This is a genomic window from Chryseobacterium sp., from assembly GCF_008831505.1.
Lineage (GTDB): Bacteria > Bacteroidota > Bacteroidia > Flavobacteriales > Weeksellaceae > Marnyiella.
Genome location: NZ_CP044507.1, coordinates 1,581,712 through 1,604,828 on the forward strand (window position 1 = coordinate 1,581,712; position 23,117 = coordinate 1,604,828).

18 protein-coding genes and 2 pseudogenes are annotated in these 23,117 nt (G+C 41.4%); 3 read left to right on the top strand and 17 right to left on the bottom strand.

Annotated elements, in window-relative coordinates:
* Positions 1–64: 64 nt before the first annotated feature.
* From F7R58_RS07470 to F7R58_RS07480, 3 genes are all read right to left on the bottom strand, one after another.
* Positions 65–982, bottom strand: a complete 918-nt coding sequence (locus tag F7R58_RS07470; RefSeq protein WP_158064310.1) for a ribonuclease Z — start codon at positions 980–982, stop codon at positions 65–67.
* A 68-nt stretch (positions 983–1,050) separates the two neighbouring features.
* Positions 1,051–1,620 (bottom strand): RdgB/HAM1 family non-canonical purine NTP pyrophosphatase, encoded by a 570-nt coding sequence (gene rdgB / locus F7R58_RS07475; RefSeq protein WP_158064311.1) that lies wholly within the window; start codon positions 1,618–1,620, stop codon positions 1,051–1,053.
* A 1-nt stretch (position 1,621) separates the two neighbouring features.
* Complete coding sequence (locus F7R58_RS07480) at positions 1,622–2,464, bottom strand: CPBP family intramembrane glutamic endopeptidase (protein WP_158064312.1); 843 nt, start codon at positions 2,462–2,464, stop codon at positions 1,622–1,624.
* Between the two features lie 123 nt (positions 2,465–2,587).
* Here F7R58_RS07480 and F7R58_RS07485 point away from each other — a divergent pair, with 123 nt between their 5' ends.
* Positions 2,588–4,186, top strand: coding sequence for a peptide chain release factor 3 (locus tag F7R58_RS07485; RefSeq protein ID WP_158064313.1), 1,599 nt, complete (start codon positions 2,588–2,590; stop codon positions 4,184–4,186).
* A gap of 65 nt (positions 4,187–4,251) precedes the next feature.
* Here the strand turns inward: F7R58_RS07485 and F7R58_RS07490 are convergent, their stop codons facing one another.
* Entirely contained in the window at positions 4,252–4,818 is a 567-nt protein-coding gene (locus F7R58_RS07490) for a YceI family protein (protein ID WP_158064314.1), read from the bottom strand.
* A 955-nt stretch (positions 4,819–5,773) separates the two neighbouring features.
* Between F7R58_RS07490 and F7R58_RS07495 the strand changes: the two genes are divergently transcribed.
* Together F7R58_RS07495 and F7R58_RS07500 are read left to right on the top strand one after the other, a co-directional pair.
* Positions 5,774–7,813: a dipeptidyl-peptidase 3 family protein gene (locus F7R58_RS07495; RefSeq protein WP_158064315.1), complete on the top strand. Its 2,040-nt coding sequence runs from the start codon at positions 5,774–5,776 to the stop codon at positions 7,811–7,813.
* Between the two features lie 213 nt (positions 7,814–8,026).
* Complete coding sequence (locus tag F7R58_RS07500; RefSeq protein WP_158064316.1) at positions 8,027–8,554, top strand: DNA-3-methyladenine glycosylase; 528 nt, start codon at positions 8,027–8,029, stop codon at positions 8,552–8,554.
* A 5-nt stretch (positions 8,555–8,559) separates the two neighbouring features.
* Here F7R58_RS07500 and F7R58_RS07505 read toward each other — a convergent pair whose 3' ends face one another.
* From F7R58_RS07505 to F7R58_RS07565, 13 genes and pseudogenes are all read right to left on the bottom strand, one after another.
* Positions 8,560–9,474 (bottom strand): WG repeat-containing protein, encoded by a 915-nt coding sequence (locus F7R58_RS07505; RefSeq protein ID WP_158064317.1) that lies wholly within the window; start codon positions 9,472–9,474, stop codon positions 8,560–8,562.
* A gap of 56 nt (positions 9,475–9,530) precedes the next feature.
* On the bottom strand, positions 9,531–10,463 hold the full coding sequence (locus F7R58_RS07510; protein WP_158064318.1) for a helix-turn-helix transcriptional regulator: 933 nt from the start codon (positions 10,461–10,463) through the stop codon (positions 9,531–9,533).
* 211 nt (positions 10,464–10,674) lie between these two features.
* The gene (locus F7R58_RS12945) at positions 10,675–10,848 is read right to left on the bottom strand and encodes a hypothetical protein (RefSeq protein WP_187695218.1); all 174 of its coding nucleotides are present in this window, start codon (positions 10,846–10,848) and stop codon (positions 10,675–10,677) included.
* Positions 10,849–11,107: 259 nt separating this feature from the next.
* Positions 11,108–11,446 (bottom strand): hypothetical protein, encoded by a 339-nt coding sequence (locus tag F7R58_RS07515; RefSeq protein ID WP_158064319.1) that lies wholly within the window; start codon positions 11,444–11,446, stop codon positions 11,108–11,110.
* Positions 11,447–11,460: 14 nt separating this feature from the next.
* Positions 11,461–11,904 carry a hypothetical protein gene (locus tag F7R58_RS07520; protein WP_158064320.1) on the bottom strand — a complete coding sequence of 148 codons (444 nt, stop codon included), beginning with the start codon at positions 11,902–11,904 and terminating at the stop codon, positions 11,461–11,463.
* Between the two features lie 127 nt (positions 11,905–12,031).
* Positions 12,032–15,202 (bottom strand): type I restriction endonuclease subunit R, encoded by a 3,171-nt coding sequence (locus tag F7R58_RS07525; protein ID WP_158064321.1) that lies wholly within the window; start codon positions 15,200–15,202, stop codon positions 12,032–12,034.
* Positions 15,203–15,208: 6 nt separating this feature from the next.
* A complete protein-coding gene (locus tag F7R58_RS07530; protein ID WP_158064322.1) occupies positions 15,209–17,350 on the bottom strand; it encodes a DUF262 domain-containing protein in 2,142 nt (713 codons plus the stop codon).
* Positions 17,347–18,881: pseudogene (locus F7R58_RS07535) on the bottom strand (DUF262 domain-containing protein). The gene F7R58_RS07530 and the pseudogene F7R58_RS07535 overlap by 4 nt, the downstream one beginning before the upstream one ends.
* A 41-nt stretch (positions 18,882–18,922) precedes the next feature.
* Complete coding sequence (locus tag F7R58_RS07545; protein ID WP_158064325.1) at positions 18,923–19,216, bottom strand: hypothetical protein; 294 nt, start codon at positions 19,214–19,216, stop codon at positions 18,923–18,925.
* A gap of 14 nt (positions 19,217–19,230) precedes the next feature.
* A pseudogene (locus F7R58_RS13140) lies at positions 19,231–19,652 on the bottom strand (GxxExxY protein).
* 196 nt (positions 19,653–19,848) lie between these two features.
* Positions 19,849–21,087, bottom strand: coding sequence for a restriction endonuclease subunit S (locus tag F7R58_RS07555; protein ID WP_158064326.1), 1,239 nt, complete (start codon positions 21,085–21,087; stop codon positions 19,849–19,851).
* Entirely contained in the window at positions 21,084–22,682 is a 1,599-nt protein-coding gene (locus F7R58_RS07560) for a class I SAM-dependent DNA methyltransferase (protein ID WP_158064327.1), read from the bottom strand. The genes F7R58_RS07555 and F7R58_RS07560 overlap by 4 nt, the downstream gene beginning before the upstream one ends.
* Before the next feature lie 98 nt (positions 22,683–22,780).
* A complete protein-coding gene (locus F7R58_RS07565) occupies positions 22,781–23,050 on the bottom strand; it encodes a hypothetical protein (protein ID WP_158064328.1) in 270 nt (89 codons plus the stop codon).
* Positions 23,051–23,117: the final 67 nt, after the last annotated feature.

A 23,117-nucleotide genomic window follows, 5' to 3' on the forward strand; every position in this document is an offset into this window, starting at 1 on the left:
TACAATAATAATTTATTTATCAAAATAAAATTATATTTATTGAAAATTTTGTCACACAAGCGCTTTAACCAATTTTTATCGGCTCCAGTGCTTTTGGCAGGTAAGATTCGGAAAACACAGACTTTGCCTCATCTGTAAATACACTCAGGTCACCATACCTGTTGGAGAAATGACCCAGAATAAGTTTTCCTACATTGGCTTTCCGGGCAATGCGTGCCGCCTCCAGCGCAGTGGAATGCCCGGTATAATCGGCCATTTCCTTCAGGTCATGCAGAAAGGTGGACTCGTGATAAAGCACATCTACCCCTTCAATAATGGGAACAACGCTTTCCAGATAACGTGTATCACTGCAGAAAGCATAGCTAACCGATTTGCTGGGCTCCAAGGTCAGCTTTTCATTCTTCAGTACATAACCATCCCTTAGTGTAAAATCTTTACCCAGTTTCAGATTGTGATAGTCGCAGATTTCAATTTCAGGATATTTGGAGATTTCGGCCATATTGAGGTGCCTTTCCTTCGGTTTTTCACGGAAAAGATAGCCGTTGCAGTAAATCCTGTGATCCAGTGGAATAGTGATGACTTCTACTCTGTTATCCTCATAGATCTTTTCTGAACTCCTGCTCTGCAATTCATGATAGATAATTTCGAAGCCCCGGTGGGTTTGGGTGATTCGGAAAATGGTTTCCAGCATTTCCTTTATTCCTTTTGGCCCGTAAATGTGGATGGGTGTTTCGCGCCCCAACAGCCGGAAAGAGGAAATAAGGCCCGGCAAACCGAAGAAATGGTCGCCATGGAGGTGGGAAATAAATATATGGTTGATCTTGGAAAAACGTGCTTTTGCCTTGCGGAGCTGTACCTGAGTACCCTCGCCACAGTCGATCAGGAAATGACGCTCCTCCATTTCCAGGAACTGCGCGGTAGGTGAGGAATTAACTGTAGGGATGGCCGAATTGAATCCCAGGATGGTCAGACAGGTGCTCAAGGTTGCTTATTTTAAACTCGTAAATATAGGAAAGATTATGCCGTAAGGTTCAACAGGAATTGCCGGAACTACTGCTCCATATCGGCAAGAAAAGCATCCAGAGCCTTTTTGCGGTGGCTGATCCGGTTCTTGTGTTCGGGTTCCATCTCAGCGAAGGTCAGTTCGTAACCTTCCGGAACAAAAACTGGATCATAGCCAAAGCCCTGTTTTCCTTTATTTTCTGAGAGGAGATTTCCATAGACACGGCCTTCATAATATTTCGGACCTTCGCTGCTGTAATAACAAAGAACTGTTACAAAATAGGCACTGCGGTTTGTATTATTCCCCAGCTCTTCCAATACCTTGGCGATATTCTTCGGGAAGTCATGGTTGGATGCATAGCGTGCGGAATAAATTCCAGGTCTGCCGTCCAGAGCATCCACTACCAAACCGGAATCGTCGCCCAGGCTCGGGATCCCCGTTTTATCAAAACAGTATTTTGCCTTAATCAGTGCATTTTCGTGAAAGGTGTGGCCATCTTCAATGATTTCATCATGAATATCGTAATCAGTAAGGCTTTTTACTTCAAAAAGTCCTTGCAGGATCTGCTGTATTTCTTCTTTTTTATGCTGATTGTGCGTGGCAACAAGTAATTCCATATTAAGTTTTTAGCTGGTTTGAAGATGTATATTTTTTTGTGAAAAGAAAGTGAAACAGGACAAAAAGTACAATTCCTACGGCCAGCAAAAGATATTCTGACACTTCAAAAGCTTCTGAGAAACTTTCGGTGTCACTGTTGGTGAGCAGGAGCACGGAGAGCAGATTGTTAAACGCGTGCAGCAGCACGGGCATCAGCAGCGACTTGGTACGGTGATACACCAGTCCCAATACATAACCGAGCAGCACCGCACCTACAAACTGCCATGGATTGGCATGAACAACACCAAATACCAAAGCGGATATCCAAATGGCCGTCACAGGTTTCATTCCCTTATTGATCAGACCTTTCTGAATAATCCCACGAAAGACCACTTCCTCAAAGACAGGTGCCATAATCACAGCCAGTATAACCAGAGTGGCAGTATTCTGCGTCATCTGTTCCATTAACTTTGAGAAGGCTTCGTACATGGGTCCAAAAAAAGGTCCTGTAACCGGCAACATGCCACTTAAGAATTCAGCGATCAGCATCATGCCGAACATTAAGGGAAATATCAGGATGTACGTGCGGAAACTCAGGGGATTCAGGTTGAACCTCAGCGGCCTGCCCGTAACTGCACGGCATTCAAAATAATCAAAAGCCCAGATGGCACCGATCCACAGTGCTGCATTTGAGAGCATGATATAGAGATTATTTTTCCGAACATCAATACCGAAGACAGTTTCTGTAAAAAAAACGCCCAAACTGAGAAGAATGACAGGAAGCATGGCTCCCATCAGGAGGACCACGGCACCGCGCCAGCCAAATTTATAATGCGGTAAGGATTTAGGGGTCAGTTCTGACATGTGGAAGCATTTACGGCAAATATAAGATTTTGCCATGAAGACCTCAACCGTATTGCTGGCATGCAGGTTTAGAACTTTCACATGTCATTAAAAATCACGATTTTTGCAGCCACAATTTTCTATATGTCAGATTTAATCAAAGAAATACAAAAACGGAAAACCTTTGGTATCATTTCCCACCCGGATGCCGGTAAAACGACGCTGACCGAGAAACTTCTTCTTTTTGGAGGGGCGATACAGGAGGCAGGAGCCGTAAAATCAAATAAAATAAAGAAAGGGGCTACTTCCGACTTTATGGAAATTGAAAGGCAGAGGGGAATCTCCGTTGCCACCTCGGTGCTGGCATTTAACTACCGAGACCATAAAATCAACATTCTGGATACACCGGGTCACAAAGATTTTGCAGAAGACACCTACCGAACCCTTACGGCGGTGGACTCTGTAATTGTGGTAATAGATGTTGCTAAAGGTGTGGAAGAGCAGACGGAAAAGCTGGTGCAAGTGTGCCGTATGCGGAATATCCCGATGCTGGTTTTCATCAACAAACTGGACCGTGAAGGTAAGGATGCATTTGATCTACTGGATGAAGTGGAACAGAAACTGGGCCTTACCGTGGTACCGCTTTCACTGCCCATCGGTATGGGATCGGATTTCCAGGGGATTTACAATATCTGGGAAAACAATATCCAGCTCTTCCTGGAGGAAAAGAAGCAGCGCGTAGGCGACACCATAAAATTCGATGATATTTCTGACCCTCAAATTGATGAAGTCATAGGTGCAAAAGCCGCCGCTACTTTACGCGAGGAACTGGAACTTGTGCAGTCCGTCTATCCGGAATTTAAGCGCGAAGATTATTTGAACGGTGATTTGCAGCCGGTATTCTTCGGGTCAGCGCTTAATAACTTTGGAGTACGTGAGCTGCTGGACGCCTTTATTGACATTGCTCCCATGCCGCAACCTAAGGAAAGTGAAAAGCGGGTGGTAAAACCGGAAGAAAAAGACTTCACCGGTTTCGTATTCAAGATCCACGCGAATATGGATCCCAAACACCGGGACCGTCTGGCTTTTGTAAAGATCGTGTCCGGCACCTTCAAACGGAATGAAAACTACTTACTGGTGAGAGAAAACAAGAAAATGAAGTTCTCTTCGCCAAACGCTTTCTTCGCTGATAAAAAAGAAGTGGTGGATGAAAGTTTCCCGGGAGACATAGTAGGTCTGCACGATACGGGTAATTTCCGCATAGGGGACACGCTTACGAGCGGAGAAAAAATAAGTTTTAAAGGAGTGCCGAGTTTTTCGCCTGAACATTTCCGTTACATCAACAACAATGATCCCCTTAAGGCCAAGCAACTCGCAAAAGGTATTGACCAGCTTATGGATGAAGGTGTGGCCCAGCTATTCACTATGGAAATGAACGGACGAAAGATTATCGGAACGGTAGGTGCGCTTCAGTATGAAGTAATCCAGTACCGACTTGAACATGAATACGGTGCAAAATGTACTTATGAACCGCTTTCCATTCACAAAGCGTGTTGGATAGAGGCCGATGAAAAATCGGAGGAGTTTAAAGAGTTCGCCAGACTGAAGCAGCGTTTCCTGGCCCGCGACAAGTATGATCAATTGGTTTTCCTGGCAGATTCGTCATTCACCATCCACATGACACAGGAAAAATTCCCGAATGTAAAACTGCATTTCGTAAGCGAATTCACGCATCAGGATTAAAAAATATCCCCAATAAAACAGGCGGCCCCTTTTACCGGAGCCGCCTGTTTTATTTATTGAACTGTTTATTTTGCTATAAAGTTGATCTGCAGGTCAATATCATCCTTTATTACCACATCTTTCATGGAGGACTGGTAAGCAATGTCCCATTTCTGTCTGTCTATGGCGAATTTATCAGAAGTTAATGTCAGCACACCTTTATTCAAACCGATTTTTGCGGGAAAAGACACTTCATTGGTCTTCCCTTTTGCAATCAGCGTACCTGAAACCAGATGCGGGAAAGCGGCATTGCCGGACTTCTTCACACTGCTGACCTTAAATACCGCAGTTGGATATTTATCCGTTTCGAAAAAGTCACCGTTCTTCAGGTGTCCGTTAAGTTTCTGCTGAGTGGTTCCGGTAACATCAGTTGCATTGATGGAGTTCATATCCAGCACAAAAGTTCCGCCGGTAATGGTATTGTTCTTCATCTGTACATTACCTTCTTTCACTTTCAGGTTGCCGTTGTGTGAAGACGACTCAGTTTTAGCTACTTTATAGCCCCACCACTTAATATCGGAGGTCACGACTTTTTTGGTCTGCGCAGTAGCTACAGCAGACAGCATTACGAATGCAAGTGCCAGTTTTTTCATTTTTCAGTATTAATTATTAAAATTATCCGGCAAAAATAAGGTTTCCGGGAGGAATGGCAAATGTCACCAGATGTCAAATGTCAGATGTCAGATGTCAGATTTCAGAGCCAAGAGCCAGGAGTCAGGAACCAAGAAGCTGGATTTGGAATTTTGAATTATGAATCTTGGATTTTTCTCCTGTGTACGCTGTAAGTTCTCTGTGTACTCTGTGGTTAAATAAGAGTGAAGATATTGAATTTTGAATTTTGGATTTTGAATTTTTACAGGGCAGATTTCAGAGCCAAGAATGAAGAATCAAGAAGCTGGATTTGGAATTTTGAATTATGAATCTTGGATTTTCTCTGTGTACGCTGTAAGTTCTCTGTGTACTCTGTGGTTAAATAAGAGTGAAGATATTGAATTTTGAATTTTGGATTTTGAATTTTTACAGGGGCAGATTTCAGAGCCAAGAATGAAGAATCAAGAAGCTGGATTTGGAATTTTGAATTATGAATCTTGGATTTTCTCTGTGTACGCTGTAAGTTCTCTGTGTGCTCTGTGGTTAAATAAGAGAGTAGATTTTGGATTTTGAATTTTTGCAGGGGCAGATTTCAGAGCCAAGAATGAAGAATCAAGAGCCAGTCACCACCAACCACTCACCACCAACCACACCAATCACCAATCACCAATCACTGCATTTCATATTCACACAGGTGCCAGAGGAAACAGATATGAGCTAAGGTTGAGGTTGAGGTTAAGGCTGAGGGTTAGACTGGAGGGTTAGAAGGTGAGAAGGGTCAGTACAGGGTTGAGGCAAAAATCGCTTGTAGCGTATAACTTATAGCATATTGCCGATGGCTGATGGCCAACAACCAATGACCAACCACCAGTCACCACCAACCAATCACCAATCACCAGCCACTACCCCCGTCATCCGTCTCACCTGAAATAAATATCTTTGTTAAAATTATTCAAGATGAACAGAACCAAAATTACGCTGCTCGCGCTGGCATCCATGCTTGTACTTTCGTGTACGTCACAGAAGAATGTCACCGCGGAAACAGCTCCTCAGGAACAGAGTACACCCAAGGGCCAAAACAGAATTGACCGATTTGCGGACATTGAAGTTCTGCGCTACGACGTGCCGGGATGGAATGACCTTACTTTAAAGGAAAAGGAATATGTGTACTATCTGAGCCAGGCGGGCTATGCAGGGCGGGATATTATCTGGGACCAGAACTATAAAAATAACCTGACAATCCGCCGGGCGCTGGAAAATATTTATCAGAATTACAAAGGTGATAAAACCACGCAGGACTGGCAGAATTTTGAGATTTACCTAAAACGTATCTGGTTTGCCAACGGTATCCACCACCACTACTCCAATGACAAGATGAAGCCGGCATTCTCCCGCGCCTATCTGGACCAGCTATTAAAAGAGACCAGTACAAAGCTGAACACCGCGGTGGCTGACGTACTCTTTAACGAAAAAGACAGCAAGAAAGTAAACCTTGATCTGAGTAAGGGACTTGTAGAAGGTTCAGCGGTTAATTTTTATGGTGAAGGCATCACCGCTGATGAAGCAGAACGTTTTTATGCCAACATGAAAAGCCCGGATCCGAAACGTGCGCTTTCAACAGGGCTTAATTCAAAACTCGTTAAAGAAAACGGTAAGCTGAGAGAGAAAGTCTGGAAAAGCGGCGGCATGTACGGTTCAGCCATCGATCAGATTACCTACTGGCTTGAAAAAGCAAAAGGCGCCGCCGAAAACCAAAAGCAGGCAAATGCGCTGGCCTTACTCATTAAATATTACAAAAGCGGCGACTTAAAAACCTGGGACGACTACAACGTAGCCTGGGTGGATGCCACTGAAGGCAATATCGATTATATTAACGGCTTCATTGAGGTGTACAGCGATCCGCTTGGCCATAAAGGCACGTATGAAAGTATTGTGCAGATCAAAGATTTTGATATGTCCAAAAAGATGGAAGTCCTTTCAAAACAGGCGCAGTGGTTTGAAGACAACTCGCCGCTCATGCCTCAACACAAAAAGAAAAATGTGGTGGGGGTAAGCTATAAAACCGTCATTGTGGCCTCGGAATCCGGTGACGCTTCACCCAGCACGCCAATTGGTGTGAACCTCCCGAATGCCGACTGGATCCGCGCTGAACACGGATCAAAATCCGTTTCACTGGGAAATATCATTGATGCGTATGATAAAGCAGCCGGTTCCAGACGTCTGAAGGAATTCGTGAATGATGATGAAGAACTGCAGCTGGCGCAGAAGTACGGCGAACTTTCCAGCAAACTCCACACCGCCCTGCACGAGGTGGTGGGCCACGCCTCTGGTCAGCTCAATCCGGGTGTAGGCACGCCTAAAGAGACACTGAAAAGCTACGCATCAACACTGGAAGAAGGCCGTGCTGACCTTGTAGGACTCTACTTCCTTTACAATCCAAAACTTCAGGAACTCGGACTGACCGACGACTGGAAAGGTGTAGGAAAAGCTGCTTACGACAATTATATCCGCAACGGACTTATGATGCAACTGGTACGTCTGGAACCGGGAGCTGATATTGAAGAATCGCATATGCGGAACCGCCAGTGGGTAAGCGCGTGGGTATTTGAGAAAGGAAAAAAGGACAATGTGATTGAAAAAATTACACGAAACGGCAAAACCTATTTTAATATAACCGACTACGATAAACTGCACGACCTGTTCGGCGAGTTGCTGCGTGAGACACAGCGCATTAAATCGGAAGGCGATTACAATGCCGCCCAGAAGCTTGTTGAAAATTACGGTGTGAAAGTGGATCAGGCTATTCATAAAGAAGTGCTGGCACGCAACGCACAGTTTAACGAAGCACCGTACCGCGGATTTGTGAATCCTTATATTACACCAATAAAAAACAGTGCCGGAAAGGTAACTGATTATGTTTTGAAGTACCCGCAATCCTTTGCGGAGCAGATGCTGCGCTACTCTAAGGAGTACAGTTTCCTGCCGGATCAGAATTAAATTGAGCGTACGGGCACGCCCGTTTGACTTTTGAAAGTCAGACAGCGGTACACTCGCCAACAGCAAACCGCTTCATCTTGTGATGGAGCGGTTTTTTTGTTAATCAAACGCAGGTAAGGTCTTGAAAATTTTCGTTTGATAAATTAAGGGTATACAATTTGAGCCTTTAAGGTGAATTTCAATCTCATTTAATGCTTTCTTAAATTATGTCAGATGGCACAACGCATTTCTAAGGCCCATTTTCAACAATACGACGCTGTTCATCTGGCGAAGTCGCTTTTAGGAAAAACGCTGGTCCGTAAATTCCCTGACGGACGGGAGCTGCGTGCGATCATTACGGAAACAGAAGCCTATGCCGGCAGCGATGATCTGGCGAGCCATGCCAGCAAGGGCCGGACTCCACGCACCGAAATTATGTTTGGCGACGGTGGGTATGTGTATGTTTACCTTATTTATGGACGCTATTGGCTGCTGAACATCGTTACCGGCAAAGCCGGGCAGCCTGAGGCCGTGCTGATCCGGGGGCTGAATACCGTAAGCGGACCGGGACGGATTGGCAACCTTCTGGAACTTGATAAAAGCTTTTACGGCGAAGATCTTGAAACATCGGAACGGCTGTGGATTGAAGATACTGTAAAGGCAGGATGTGTGAGCACGGGTCCCCGTATCGGGGTAGATTATGCCGGTGAGATCTGGAAGAATATGCCGTGGCGGTTTGCGCTGGAGCCGGGAATTAGCTGAGGTGATTAATATGGCCAGGTGCCTTTGCCCCAAATGAGTTCATGACAGCTTTTGTGGAAAGTATCAATCCACTCCTCCTCTTTTATAGGTGGATCGAACCGTATTCGGTTACCTTCCATATCGGCTACAAAACTAAGGTAGTCAACGTCTGCAGCAGGATTTTCAAAGTGATTCAAAGAGATTTTTGCACGCCCGCTGGCGGGATTGAATACCTGTATGGGTGAATCAGATATAAAGGGATAAATCACTTTTCCGTCCCTGTTGATGATGCCATACTTTATTTTCTGGTACCGGTGTCCTACATCCTTATAATTTTCAGAACTGTAACTCCCCAGAGAATCTATTTTATCTTTATCAAAATAAATCTCAAGCGCCTTTCCAACGGAAAAATTACCATCCAGAAGATGAAGATAATCCCATTTAAAATTCATTACCGTATTTTGCCCGTAATCAACCACTCCGAAGTACTCGCCTAATCGGACAGCAATGTGATGATCATTAAAGCCAGTAATAATATCATATACGAAAGGCAGTATTTCGTTTTGCCTTAAATCCATTAAACCCCATTTCCCGTTTAGGGATGCCGCCAAAACAGGATCACTTTTGTCAAAATCTCCGAACACTGTATCATAAATAAAAGGTATTACCGCATTATTATCACGGTCAAAAATACCATATTTCCCATTTTTGATCGCCCTGCAAACACCGTTTTGGAAGTGCGGATAAAAAGTCAGATCATATTCATCCGGAATAACGAGATATCCATCGCGGTTGACGAAGCCCCAGCCACTATCGGTACTCACCCAGCCGTAGCCTTCCTCATCAAAATCGGTTACCTTGTCCCATTCTGTGTGATGTGGCACCTCATCGCCTGGGCTTGAGAAATCATTGACTTCCCAAGGATATATTTTTTTCATCATTTGAATTATCTTTAAAAATGGATTAAACTATAAATCTTTACTCATCGTGAGGATGATTACTCATAAAACGCAAGCATCTCCTGAATTTCTTTTTTAACCTCATTACGAAAAGTGGCAGGGCTTATTACGCAAACGCGGTTGCCGTAGGACAGGATTTCCTGTTTGAAATCGTAGGTGGGATACAGCTTGAGACGGATGCGGAGTTCGGTGTCATCGTCTTGAATAATTTCCTGCGAATGATGCAGCGGCAAAGACTTGATGTACTGACCCTGATGGGCATCAAAACTCAGTACAATTTCCTCCAGTTTATGATCATTTGGCGAAATAATGCCAAAAAGATTGCTGTATTCCTCCTTTACGTCAAAATCTGTCCTTTGGAAAGTGGTTTTCTTTATCTCAAGAGCGGAGATACGGTCCAAGCCATAGGCCTTAACTATGCCATCAGGTTGCGCTGAATCATTTTTGTCGGAGTCGCGGGCCAGCAGATACCAGCGGTAACGGAATTCCTTAAGCGCGTAAGGTTCCAGCACCCTGTCTTTTCCCTCCGATTCAGAAAAACTCTGATAGCGCAGGCTGATCAGCCGCCGGTTCATAATGGCGTGCACCAGGCCATGAAGGTGCTGCAGACCCCTGGACTTCCGGTCCTCAAAAAACATAATGTCGCTGCGGTCACGGGTCTCGCGGTACGCCTGCACCAGCAGCAGATTATCGAAAACACTGTCCTGCGACTGCTCCAGTTCCTCCTCGCTGATAACGTATTTATCGTATTTACGCGAATACGAAATCTCAAATCCCATAATTTCAGAAATGGCTTTCTTATCGCGCTCAAAGGTTTTTTTGCTGAACCTCAGTTCCGAACCCAGGTCCTTGGAGGCAAACTGTTTTTCCAGGTATTTTTCAATTTCGTCGTAGGAAGCACCATTTTCCTTACGCTCCCTGAGCAGGACTTCAATCAGTTTAAGTCTCAGGATCTGTTCATTCTTTGCCATAATCTGTGTTTATTAAGCGGTAAATATACAGAAGTAAAACGCCATTTTACGACGGTTAACTTTATACTTTTGCCTTTTGTTTTTACTTTTGCCTTTGTTCTGGCTATACGCACTATGCTTTAAACTCTGTGAATTCCAACTGGGAATGATCTCTGCCGACAGCGGCGGATGCCTATTTGCCTTTTTCTTTTCACTTGTACCTTCTAACTAACTACAGAGCTGCAACCAGAACTGAAGTAACCAACAGTATAAAACCAACCGGAATGGCAATCAGCAGACACTTATAAAAAGTCCTCAATATCTTTTCGCCAACTGAATACTCCCGCGCGCATGTAAGTTCGTCCTCAGGCACCTTCTCAAAGAAATGTGAAATCAGTTTGTTCATTCTGTTTTTTTTTGTAAAAGTAGATTCAGACAACGCCTGGAGAGGACGGTTTTAAACATTATTTAACAGACTTCGCTTGGTTTGCTGCCTGGTGGTTTTTCAAGAAATTACTGAAATGCACACCCCGCAATACCGTGACGCTGATTAGCAGCTGTGCCCATAATACCTTTCTAAAATAAACCTTGTCAGGGTTCGAAACCCTGACAAGGTTAAGTCGGCTGGGACAAGAAAAGAAATCACCTCCCGTTGGCAGATATCATTACAGCGTTCTGTGATTAACCTCCTTTATCTTACTTTCCAGCGTATAGGCGAAAAACTTTAACAGCCGGTCTTTTGGGGTTTTCCGAACAAACCCGATCAAATAACAAGCGAGTTCAGTAAGGTCCTTTGCCGGCATTTCCTGCGAGTACCTGAATTTATAGAATTGCTGCAGGAAAGATTCAGTCAACGCAGGTGCATCTTCACTTTCTGTCCATATTGCTTCAAGCATAGCTTCTTCCTGGTTACGGGGGTAAAGATTGTCCTGGTTATCCAGATAGGACTCGAGTGATTCCGGGATATCATGTTGAGTTTGATTTGCCTTAAGTGTTCGCCTCATAATTCTTTAAACTTTTAACGGACTTCATCTCCATCATAATTAAGTCGGGTGCTAAATTTCTGCTGAATTGCCACCAATTCAAAGTAGTTCTCACGGCCTTTTCTTCGGGACAGTTCCTTCATTTCGGAATCAACTAACACGTTAATCCCGTCCAGTAGACGCTGAAAAACATCGCTGTTAAAGAAATCCGGTTTGGTCTTGGGGAAAATAAACTCACTTAGCTCACCGAAGACAGATTCAACATTCAATTCTGCCTCAAGTTCCCGATTCCTGTCTTCCAAATTCTTTATGTCTACCCCAAATTGATCTAACACCAAGGTCAGAGATTTCATCAGATGATAATTCTGATCAGCTACTGCCTTCTGCTTCCTGCGTTCCAGGTCGTTGAGGATAAGAAGTGAATTCAGCAGTGCGGCTCTGGTTTCAAAAAGTTGAGAATTAACCATCTTTGTTTTCATGATTTGTGTTTTGCAAAGATGAGATAGTTGAGGGACAAAGTATGGCGGTTAAGAAATTATCTTAACTTACCAGTTAAGACCTTATCTATAAGGACAAGCGAAGGCAGGTTAGATTATATTCTACTTCCTAAGCAAAACTATACGTGTAAAGATGCTGATACACCGCAACAGTCTTCATGCTCACTTCTTCATCGGTATATTTTTCCTCGGGTAGCCAGAGAAGCTGATCGTAGATGATGGTCTTCACACCGGCTTTCAGTTCACGGCTTTCCTTCCAGTTGGGAATATTCAGTTTCTCGCGCTGCAGTAGTTCCAGGGTTTCCTTAGCAACTTTTTTCACCTGTTCGCGCTCTTTCAGATTGAGTTCTTTATTCTGAATCAGAAGATCGAAGATCGAAAGGGTTTGTTGGTCCAAGTTTTCTGAGTAGGCTCTTCTCTCCTCCGCCGACAGTTCTTTTACAAACGCCGTCAGCTGCTCAAAACTGCGGATCAGTTCTGTTTCACTCTTACCGTTGTTATAAGCCTCAACAATTTCCCGGTACCGCTCATAGAAATCCAGACGCAACGGGTTTTCCTGAAGCATCTGTTCGAGTTTCTGTTCTACGGCCGTATTCAGATCGTACACCAATTCATTCTTTCTGGCTACCTTTTCAAATGCTTTCCGCAGGGCATCCATGTCGAATTTTGACAGATCTATTTCAACGTTTACGGGTTCAGCCACATGATCCACCTGCACATGCTCGTCTACCACCGCTTGCAGCCGCATAATGATTTCCGTGACATCAGCAGACTTTACTTTCTGATTTAGTTTACTGTACAGCGCGTCAACCGCATTGTACTGTTTTGTAAACTGCTTCGCCTGCTTTTCGGGAAAGAGGGCTTTGTATTTCCTGAACACATTTCTGGCAGAGATTTCAAACTTGGCGCGGGTTTCTTCATTACGGCACACCGCATTCGCTCCTTTGTTAATCGCTGCAATTTTCTGCATTGGGGTAGCATCCATCAGTTCTTTAAGATCAAAATCCAGTTCCTGCAGCATGGCGGTTACCTCTGCAATTGCCGACTTCACCTCTCCGGCCATGGCTTCCAACTGTTCAAAAGGCTTATCATCATATTTGCCGCCTCCCTTCTTTCCGCTGTCACCTTCACCATAAACCGCATAGGCTTTTTCGAGCTGCCGGTACACATTACCATAATCTACGATAAGTCCATTTTCCTTTTCGTCATCATACACACGGTTGGCACGCGCAATTGTCTGCATCAGCGTATGCCCTTTTATGGGTTTGTCCAGATACACGGTCGAGACACAGGGCGCATCAAAACCGGTAATCCACATGGCGCAGACAATCGCAAGGCGGAAAGGATGGTCTTCGTCCTTGAATTCCTTCTCCAGATTTCTTTCCACCATCTTTCGGCGGTGACTTTCAATATCCAGATTCATCGTCCTGAATTTATCCACTTCATTCTGTTCCTGACTCACCACCACGCAAACCTCAGTTGAAGCAGCGATACTGTATTTGCGGCGAAGTTCCTGCTCTTCCTGCGGATCTTTTGACAAGGCAATCTGCTGGTCGAGCTCGGCCAGATACTCCGGCCAGTATTCCATCACATACTGGTACATCCGTACGGCTGTAGGTTTATCCAGCGCGACATACATCGCCTTTCCCTGATAGCCTCTTTCATTGAAATGCCACACGAGGTCTTTCGCTATTTTACGGAGTCTGGGCTCCGCGGTTAAGATGGGATATTCCTTTTTAAACAGAAAGGCCAGTTTTTTTTTCTGGTCTTCGTCCAGATTCTCGTTTTCGAAAACTTCCGCCATCTGCTCGTTCAGGGCCGGATTTTCAAGCTTCAGCTTCTCGCCTCTGTTCAGGTATTTTAAAGGAAGCGTAGCTTCATCTTCAATGGCTCTTTTGAAATCGTAGACGGATACATATTCACCGAAAATATTCTTCGTCACCTCTTCTTCATCCTTAATAATAGGTGTTCCTGTGAAACCAAGGTAGGAAGCATTCGGAAGTCCGTAGAAGCGCATATTCCTCGCATACTTTCCGCCCTGGGTACGGTGTGCCTCATCGGAGATGACGATAATATTCCTGCGATCGGTAATCAGCGGATATTCTGTTTCTAACGCAGGATCGATTGAGAATTTATGGATAAGGGAAAACACATAGCGGTGATTCTCGCTCAGCAGTTCCCGCAGATGCTCGCGCCCCGAAATGCCTTTCTTCTTTCCGGCAATGATGTTTTTGTTGTGCACCACTCCCACACCGGAGAAAGTATCATAGGCCTGATTCTCCAGCTCGGTACGGTCCACCACAATGAGGAAGGTATAGGCGCCGCCAAACTTGCGGTGGATCTTTTCGCAGAGGAATACCATCGAATAGGTTTTACCCGACCCCTGCGTGTGCCAGTAAACACCAAGTTTACCTTCCAGGTCTTCAATGTTCTGCACATTTTCCAACACACGGTTTACGCCGATAAACTGGTGGTTTTTGGCCATCAGTTTTACGATGCTTCCGCTGCTATCATCAAACAGGAGGAAGTTTTCGAAAATGTCCATGAGATTTTCCGGCGCGCAGGTACCGCGGAGCAGCGTATCCAGACTTACTATGCCTTCTTCCTCTTCCGTAATCCTTTTCCAGTCCAGAAAGTATTTGTAAGGGCTTGTGATGGTTCCTACTTTGGCGTCGGTACCGTTGGAAAGAATGATAAATGCATTGTGATAGAAAATATGCGGAATGGTGTCTTTATAATCCTTCAGATTGTCCTCATACGCTGAACGCAGATCCACGGCGTGCGCTTTAAGTTCAAAGAAAACCAATGGAATCCCGTTTACAAATCCTATCACATCCGGGCGGCGGTTGTGCAGTTCACCCGACACTTCCAGCTGGCGCACGGCCAGAAACTCATTGTTGCGGTAATCCCTGAAATCAAAAACTTTAAGAATTTTCTTCTGTGACTTACCCTCTTCAGTGATGAACGAAACTTCAACGCCATTTTTAAGCAGGAGTGCTTTGGCTTTGTTCTGCTGCGCGGTGGTTTTCCCCGATTCCTTCTGTACGATTTTCTCAATAGCACGCGAATACGCCAGATCAGGCAAGCCGGGATTAAAGCGTTTCAACGCTGCCAGCAGATGCCGCTCCAGTACTACTTCGGTTTTATTGTCCCTCCCCAGCAAGCCCGCTTCTCCAATAGTCTCATTCTGCCAGGCGGTAATGGTCGTCCAGCCGAGTTCCTTCAGCACATCTTCAGTGGCCTGTTCTATAAGAGCGTCTTCTGAGTATTCGTAGGACATAATTTATTACAATTTTAAATGTTTTTCGTACAATGGAATGATGTGGTGTTCTAAGTGATATTGCGCTTTGCTGAAATTCCAATCTTCTTTAATCCATTTTCTGTCTATATCTTCGGTAACAACTAAATTAAAGATAAGAGATGACTTCAATGAATCAATATAATTATTTTCAAGTTTAGCTCTATATTTATCCTTCTTAACTTCCGGCATTAATGCAGAATATTCAGAATTTTCGCTCACAGTCAATAATACTAAATTTCCAAAATGATCCTTCAATATCGGCGTTTCAACCGACTTCTGATATAAAACACGATCCGCATCTTCTTCGAAGTGATCCTTACTTTGGGGAAAGATGTGTTCTATAGAAGTCTTAAATGTAATTTTATATTTATTCCATAGCTGATACTCCGCCTCGGGTATTATGGCTTTAAATTCATCTCTATATTTCCAAATTAAGTATTCCGTTTTATGAAACCAATATCGGAAGAAAAATGTTCCATTTAGTAAATTAAGCTCTTGATGGATAAAATTAAAATCTCCACTTACTTCTTTTTCAAATATGGTCTTAAAATTTTTGAAACTAAGTTGTGACATACTTTGATCATCATTTTTTTGACAATAGAAATAATTGTCCAATTTTTCAATAAATAAAGTGGATGATATAATAGAATCTTCGTAGGATTCTAAGACATTCTGGTGATTATATCTGTCGTACAAATAATAAAGAAAGGACGTGAGCCAATATTGAGTTTTGGACTCTTGTACAATATACAGGACAGACTGTATGAGACTTAGCTGTTTATTACTTTCTGTAAATTCTCTTTTTACTGAGTAAGACTTGTCGCTATTGTTATAATATACTTTATTAATCAAAAGGCTTTCTTGATTATCCTCATCTTCAGAAGTCCATTTAATGACAAATTTGTCAAATAAGAATCTCAGTTCAAATAATAAATTAATAAATTTCACAATATTTTCCGATGAAGAAAATTCTCCTTTGTCTGTGGAAAAAAATCTCAGTAAATTTTTTGAATCCACTTGGATGGGATCATTAATGTTATATAACAGATTATACACTCTCAAAGTATGTAAAATTAATTGGGGAAATCCAATTATACTTCTGCTGTTTTCGTGCTGAGAGTTATTTTTTGATACAGAAGCGTCAGGTTCATTTTCTAAAATAGATAGTAAGTCAATAGGTTTTCTATCATTCGCTATGTAATTATTTAACAGAAAATAGGCATCGGAGTGATTGGAGTGGAATCCTGAATTCCAAATCTGTGAATGAAGGACCTTTTCCCATTTTTCAGCTGTAGTGCTGTACACGCTTCTTTCTAAATAAAGATTCATTTTTGAAGATGCATCCCACTTATACACTAAAACATCAATGTCAGCATTAGATAAATTCTCTTTTTTTCTTAGAACACTTAAAAACCTCGATTTAAGGATTTGATGATTCTCCAATTGCTTCCCGCCACTATTTAATGATTCAAAAATTTGATTAAGATTATTTTTGGATGGAACTGTAGTTTGAACCATTATAAGATTTTGGTAGATGTAACTTCCAAAATCTTCTAAGTTATCTTCCTTCCAACCATACTTAATAATTACTTCTTTTAAGGAATTGAAAATATTTAACATCCCACCTATAATTGGCTCAAGAGATTCATCATGATCATCAAAGTGAATATTCTCCTTTTTTAATATATCAATTGTTTGATTACCCAATAGAGCGAAATACTCATTCACTTTATCTCTTGAACTGAAACTCAAACGAGGTCTGTCATTTACAAAGGCAAACTTTGCCAGGTCATTACTGTATTGTCCAAGAATAATCGATAATAGCCATAATGTAGTGAACCTTTGCTGGCCGTCTATTAAATCAATAACTAGTTTATCATCTGTAATTTTACTTGCAAACATCATATTGCCGATATAATACGACCCATTATTTTCTAAAAAAGCTTCAGAAATATCTTCAATAAAAAGTTTGATTTCTTCAACACCCCAAACATACAATCTCTGGTAAAGTGGTATCTGTAAATGAATAGTTTCGGAAAAGTGTATAAGAGTTTCTAAACTAAAATAATTAGATGTAATCCCATCTTCTACTTGAATAACTTCTTTTATTTTTTTAAAACCAATCATTGTATTTTAATTTTAACGTTCTTCCAGTTCATTGCAATAAATTCTTTATCTGTAGCTTCTTCAGATAGATATGTTTTTTTTGCTCTCCTTACATATTCAGGTCGAGATGTATGGGAATAATATTCAACATTTTTATCTTTGAATTTGAAGGTGGTGATATTCCGTTCTTCTGTGTTGCCTATATCCTTCACTTTTACCCTCATTTTATATTTTACGATTTCTTCCAACAATATGTCCGGCTCTATATTTAAATAAATATGTTGTAATATATTAAACTCTTTGCGCATCATGACCTCAGGTGATTCTCTCCGGACACTTTGTAGATACAAAAATTTATTACCCAGTATCTGTTCTATTTCAAATGCAAATTCTTCCAACCTATATTTTTCATATTTCACATAATACCCTAAGACAAGCAGATAATAAAAATGTAAAAAATAATCATTATAAGACCCTTTAACAATACCAGTTATTTTATCCAGTTTCGGAAACTCACAATTAATAAACAAAATATCAAAATAAATTCGTAATCTTTCCAAGGAAAGGAAGAATCCTAATCCTTTCTGAACGGGCTGCATTGGATTAAAATCAATAAGCTTATTAGAACCTAGTGCTTCTTCGTAAGTCGAAGTGTAGATATGTTTATTTTCTCCAATAACGACTTCTGTATTACGCATATTTCGAATACCGGGAAACAATTTTATAGCTTTTACATCTGCACCATAACGTACTGAATTATCCCGAAAATAATTTTCAATTGCATTTTTATCTATAAGACTAAAATCACCTTTAGTCCAATAATTATGTTTTACCCATAAAAGAGAGACAAAATTATTTAAGGAGTATATTTTACTTAATTTAAAACTCCTGCTCTCTATTTTTGCATTTAACGAGTCAAAGCTTGAAGCTACTTCTTTTTGTAACTTTACTTCATCTTTTAACTCTCGAAGATGGTACGACTTCAATACATTTATAGTATCTAGCTTTTTACCTTTGCTGTTGAGTGAATCAAAAAATTGAAAAGCTTTGTTCTCATCAGACGTTATTATTATATTCAGACGTATTTTTCCTAATACTTCTGTATAAAATTCAGTATTAGTAAAGTGGTACTGATTTTTATAAATTTCTATTATTTTCTTAACTTCTAATATGTTTTTCACAGAGATATTACTGTGATAAAAAAAAGAATTATTCTGCAGGTAGCACTTTGCTGGATCAACCAAATAATCAAGAATAAGAAAAGTTGTCAATCGTTGTTGCCCATCCACAATTTGTAATTTTCACCCTCCTTTTTATTTAAAAGAATTGACCCTAGGTAAAAATCACTTACATCTTTAGTGGCAATTGTATCTGAAAAGAAATGGTCATCAATATCTTTAAACAGTTTTAAAACTAATCGCTCACTCCATTCATATGGGCGCTGAAAATCTGGAATTGATAATTTATTTTTAAATAGATCAGATAATGTTATGGTTCCAACATTTATCTGACTTACAACTTCATCTGCAACCAATGTATTTGTTTCAATCATATCAATTTAAATTAATCATTCCTAAAAACATCCATACTCTCCTAATCAAAATCCTCCTCATCCCCATTAGGGAACATCATATCCCGTTCGCCCTGTTCATCATAAAAATCAAATTCTCTTTTTAGTTTTTTGATGTCTTGTAAGATTGCCTTCAAAGCATTAAATTCAGTGGGCTTTCCCTTGTAGTTAAAGTCATTCTGATAATCAAACTGATGCATCATTTCAGTAACTTCTAACTCAAGATCTACTACATCCTGCTCGGCATCGTAGTTCTCATTTTCCAGTTCGTTGCGGTAATGTTCTAATCTTTCTCTTAGTTTTTCAATTTCTCTCATGGTTATTGTTTTTTTTATTTCACATCAGGATTGCCCTGATTTTTTTGCTTGAAGGTATGGTTGAGCAACCGTTTAAACTCTAAACTCTTTGCCCCGAAATTAACTAGCAGGCCCACTTCCAGATCATACGCTTCCAGATAGTTAATAGCCTGCGCGAAATGCACATCTTCCAGTTGCGTCAGTGCTTTCAGTTCTACAGAAATTACTTCCTCTATCAAAAAATCAAGTCTTCTGGTCCCAATTTTCTGCCCTTTATAATAAACAGGCATCACATGTTCCGTGAAAAAGACAGCTGGTGATCATTCATCTCAATCTGTAATGCGCGCTGGTAAATCACTTCCTGGAATCCATTTCCTAAGGCGCTGTGTACTTTCATCGCACAGCCAATAATCTTAGAAGTTAACTCCGAATATTTATACTGCTCGTTGATTATCATAATTTTATTTATTATTAATGGTCGACTTCTAGATGCCTGAAGTGTGATTTTTTTCTATAATTACACTTATCAATTGTCTGAACTGTGATTTTTTTGATTTATTTGATTGCTCTGATAATCCGTTTAAACATCACAAATCCTAACCTTCAAAAAATCATATTCATCACAATAATCAGCTTAATCAAAGTTCAGACACCTACACCTCCACCATCCCCATCATCAAGCGTGGCAATAAAATATCTCGCGCCTCACGTAAACGTTGGTTTTGGTATGTTAGATTGAATAGCTGTTTTGTTATTACATCAAAATATTCTGAAAATTGATTTAATACCTCAACTGAAGGTTTTATAATATCTAAAACCTTAAATTTTGATTTAGATAATTCGGGAAATGTAGCACCAGTCGCTAAACCTTTCAATTGATCCATTCTAAAAATGAAATTATATAATAAATATCCTTTCAAATTTTTATGGTTAGGAGTTATATTAATAAAACCTTGATTAGTTGAAAAAGGCTTATCTAATAAAGCGAACACACCAATAGTTGCTCTACTAGTCATTATAAAAGAATCAGACTGTAAAATTTTCGCAGAGCTTTTAGATATCCCTAAACTATTAGTTTTTAATTCGCTATCAGTAATAACTAATGACTTATTCTTAGTTAAATCAGATGGCGTAAACCAATTAATATCACCATCTATCCAATATTCTTTATTGTTTTTTGATGGAGTACCGCCACCTGATACCATACATAAATTTTCAATTTTCACTTTCTCCCAACCCTCAGGCAAACCTGTTTCGGGATTGATGGTTGCGGATTCGTGCCCCGGAAAACGCATACGCACAAACCATTCTTCGTAGGTTTGCTGTGCCATTTCTTGCAAAATTTTGATGCGCTTGAGGTTGTTCTCTATCAAATCATCATAACCTGATAAAATCGAAGCGATTTTCTTTTGGGTTTCGAGTGGGGGAAAATCCCAAGAAAAATCTTTAATTCCAGAAATTGGAATCCTCATCTGATTAGCAGCCCCTTTTCCCCTTTGTTGTATAAAATTTCTAAATTCAGTTGTTTCAGTTAAATAATACAGGTAAATCTGATTAATGTTTTCATCATAATTAACTCTTAAACAAATTGCGTTTTGATTTAAAAAGTAATTAACAACATTTGAATTAACTCTAATTGTTCTACCAGCAGCTGAATTAACTAAACTTGGATGAGAACCAACAGTTGCAATTATAATATCGTTAATTTCTAATTTATTTTTTATGTATTTATTTCCTAATTCAGAATTTAAAAAACTTATATCATTAATAGTAAATCCTGAACTATTAAAATTTGAAACCTTTAAAACAGGAAGTCCACATTCACGATAATCACTTTCAGTCCAACTTCCACCATTTATAAATTCACAAGCATCTCCAATTTTTATTCTCATAATTTCACCGCTTGAATTTGGTTCATCAACTGGTTGGCTTCTTCGTTCAAGGTCGCTAATTCGCTGTGGAGTTCTTGCATACGGCTTTGGTAATCAAAATCCATATCAATGTCTATATTCACGCCTACATAACGTCCTGGTGTGAGGCTGTAATCCTGTTCGGCTACTTCGTCTATCGTCACCATCTTGCACAAACCTTCAATATCACGATAGGTTCCATCAGGGAAATGCTCGTTAAACCAAGCGTTATCAGCAGCTACTTCTGGAGTTTCGCCTCTGTAAAGCGCCATTATTGCTGTTAAGCCTTCTAATTGCTCTTCCGAGAAATCGTTAATCGTCGTGGTTACTTTTCGGTACACATTACGTGCATCGATCATCAGGATTTTATTCTTGTTTTCAGGACGTTTGCCTTTGTCAAAAAACCAAACGTGGCAAGGCAACGAACGCGTATAGAAAAAGTTGTTCCCGATAGAAACAATACAATCTACATTTCCGGTTTTTACCAATTCTTCAAGAATACGTTTTTCGGCATTTCCGGCATCCGTAGCCGAAGAAGCCATTACAAAACCCGCACGGCCTTTCGGGTTCAGGTACGACATAAAATACTGTATCCACAGATAGTTGGCGTTGCCAATCGTTCCTTTTCCGGTCAACGGCGCACCGAAAGGCAGCCGTTTGTCTTCCGCCAGGAATTTGTTTTTCGCATCTACTTTATCCACGTTAAACGGAGGATTGGCCATCACAAAATCGCATTTGCCGTACAGTTCATGCGGATCGCTGTAGAAGGAATTGTTGTTGGCTATTTTGCCTTCAATGCCGTGAATGGCAAGGTTCATCTTCGCCAGCCGGGTGGTGTTGGATTTATATTCGGTGCCATACACCGTTATGGCTTCGTTCACCCTTCTGTTCAGATGGTCTTTAATGAAATGTGCCGTCTGCACAAACATACCGCCCGAGCCACAGGCCGGATCGTGAATAATACCGTGGTCGGGCTTAATAAAGTTAACGATGAGCTGTACCAGAGACGGCGGCGTAAAGAATTCGCCACCTTCCTGTGCACCTGCACCCATCATGGAAAGTTTCATCAGGAAATATTCGTACACCCGCCCGAACACATCGCCTTTCGCCTGCCGCACCGAATCGCTGTTGAAAATCCGGATTAGGTTGGCCAGGAGGTTATTGTCGGTATCGTCTTCGGGCGTCAGGTCCTGATAGTTCTTCGGGAGAATGCCCGCGAGCTCTTCATATTCCGCTTCAATCAGTTTCATGGCGGTATTCACGGCTTCGGCCAGATCTTCACTTTCCGGCAGCGCGGCCAGATAGCTGTACTGGGCTTTTTCCGGCAGGAACATGGCTCCGGCACGTGCGTAATCATCTTTGGTGGCTTCGCGGCGTTTCTGCGTACGCGGATTTACGGGCAGGGATTGTTCCAGCTGCTGCTGAGCCTCATGAAATTTATTTTCGGCAAAGCGCAGCAGAATCAGTCCCAGTAAAGGGTCTTTGTATTCGGCAGCCGTCAGCTTGGAGTTGGCTCTGAGTTCGTCTGCGGCTTCCCACAGTTCTATTTCGAGTTGTTTGATTGATGTTTGGGTCATTTGTAATTTTTACAGAGCACGGCCACCGTAGAAACCAGTTGATACGGTGTCATGATGCTGATGTTAAATTATTTGGAGTCAATAAGAAAAATATAAATTTACCCCTTCGCTGTCACGAAGATATCCCAGTCTTTAACCACCTCCTCAAAGTAGGCATTCAGGCAGTCAAAGTCATGGAAAGGCACCGTTGTCACCGGTGACTCGTTGATATGATAAAGTTGCAGCTCGCCGGTTTCTGGATTCTCAAGGAATTCGGCGCGGGTTTTAAATTCGAAAATAATGGTATTTGCTTCAGAATCTTTTTTGATGGTTTTAATCTGGGAAAAATCGAGGCAGTAGCGGCCGCTGCAGTAAATTTCGGGTCTCATTCGGTTATATTGTGTTTTTAACAAATCTAATTAAATTCAGCCAGCTGGAAAACAGCAGATGTAAAAG

Bases quoted from the DNA above. Each gene is read 5' to 3' on its own strand.
- F7R58_RS07505 (WP_158064317.1), bottom strand. From the start codon at position 9,474: ATGATGAAAAAAATATATCCTTGGGAAGTCAATGATTTCTCAAGCCCA.
- F7R58_RS07545 (WP_158064325.1), bottom strand. From the start codon at position 19,216: ATGAGAGAAATTGAAAAACTAAGAGAAAGATTAGAACATTACCGCAAC.
- F7R58_RS12945 (WP_187695218.1), bottom strand. From the start codon at position 10,848: ATGAACAAACTGATTTCACATTTCTTTGAGAAGGTGCCTGAGGACGAA.
- F7R58_RS07565 (WP_158064328.1), bottom strand. From the start codon at position 23,050: ATGAGACCCGAAATTTACTGCAGCGGCCGCTACTGCCTCGATTTTTCC.
- F7R58_RS07485 (WP_158064313.1), top strand. From the start codon at position 2,588: ATGTCAGATTTAATCAAAGAAATACAAAAACGGAAAACCTTTGGTATC.
- F7R58_RS07500 (WP_158064316.1), top strand. From the start codon at position 8,027: ATGGCACAACGCATTTCTAAGGCCCATTTTCAACAATACGACGCTGTT.
- F7R58_RS07515 (WP_158064319.1), bottom strand. From the start codon at position 11,446: ATGAGGCGAACACTTAAGGCAAATCAAACTCAACATGATATCCCGGAA.
- F7R58_RS07530 (WP_158064322.1), bottom strand. From the start codon at position 17,350: ATGATTGGTTTTAAAAAAATAAAAGAAGTTATTCAAGTAGAAGATGGG.
- F7R58_RS07560 (WP_158064327.1), bottom strand. From the start codon at position 22,682: ATGACCCAAACATCAATCAAACAACTCGAAATAGAACTGTGGGAAGCC.
- F7R58_RS07510 (WP_158064318.1), bottom strand. From the start codon at position 10,463: ATGGCAAAGAATGAACAGATCCTGAGACTTAAACTGATTGAAGTCCTG.
- F7R58_RS07555 (WP_158064326.1), bottom strand. From the start codon at position 21,087: ATGAGAATAAAAATTGGAGATGCTTGTGAATTTATAAATGGTGGAAGT.
- F7R58_RS07525 (WP_158064321.1), bottom strand. From the start codon at position 15,202: ATGTCCTACGAATACTCAGAAGACGCTCTTATAGAACAGGCCACTGAA.
- F7R58_RS07520 (WP_158064320.1), bottom strand. From the start codon at position 11,904: ATGAAAACAAAGATGGTTAATTCTCAACTTTTTGAAACCAGAGCCGCA.
- rdgB (WP_158064311.1), bottom strand. From the start codon at position 1,620: ATGGAATTACTTGTTGCCACGCACAATCAGCATAAAAAAGAAGAAATA.
- F7R58_RS07480 (WP_158064312.1), bottom strand. From the start codon at position 2,464: ATGTCAGAACTGACCCCTAAATCCTTACCGCATTATAAATTTGGCTGG.
- F7R58_RS07490 (WP_158064314.1), bottom strand. From the start codon at position 4,818: ATGAAAAAACTGGCACTTGCATTCGTAATGCTGTCTGCTGTAGCTACT.
- F7R58_RS07495 (WP_158064315.1), top strand. From the start codon at position 5,774: ATGAACAGAACCAAAATTACGCTGCTCGCGCTGGCATCCATGCTTGTA.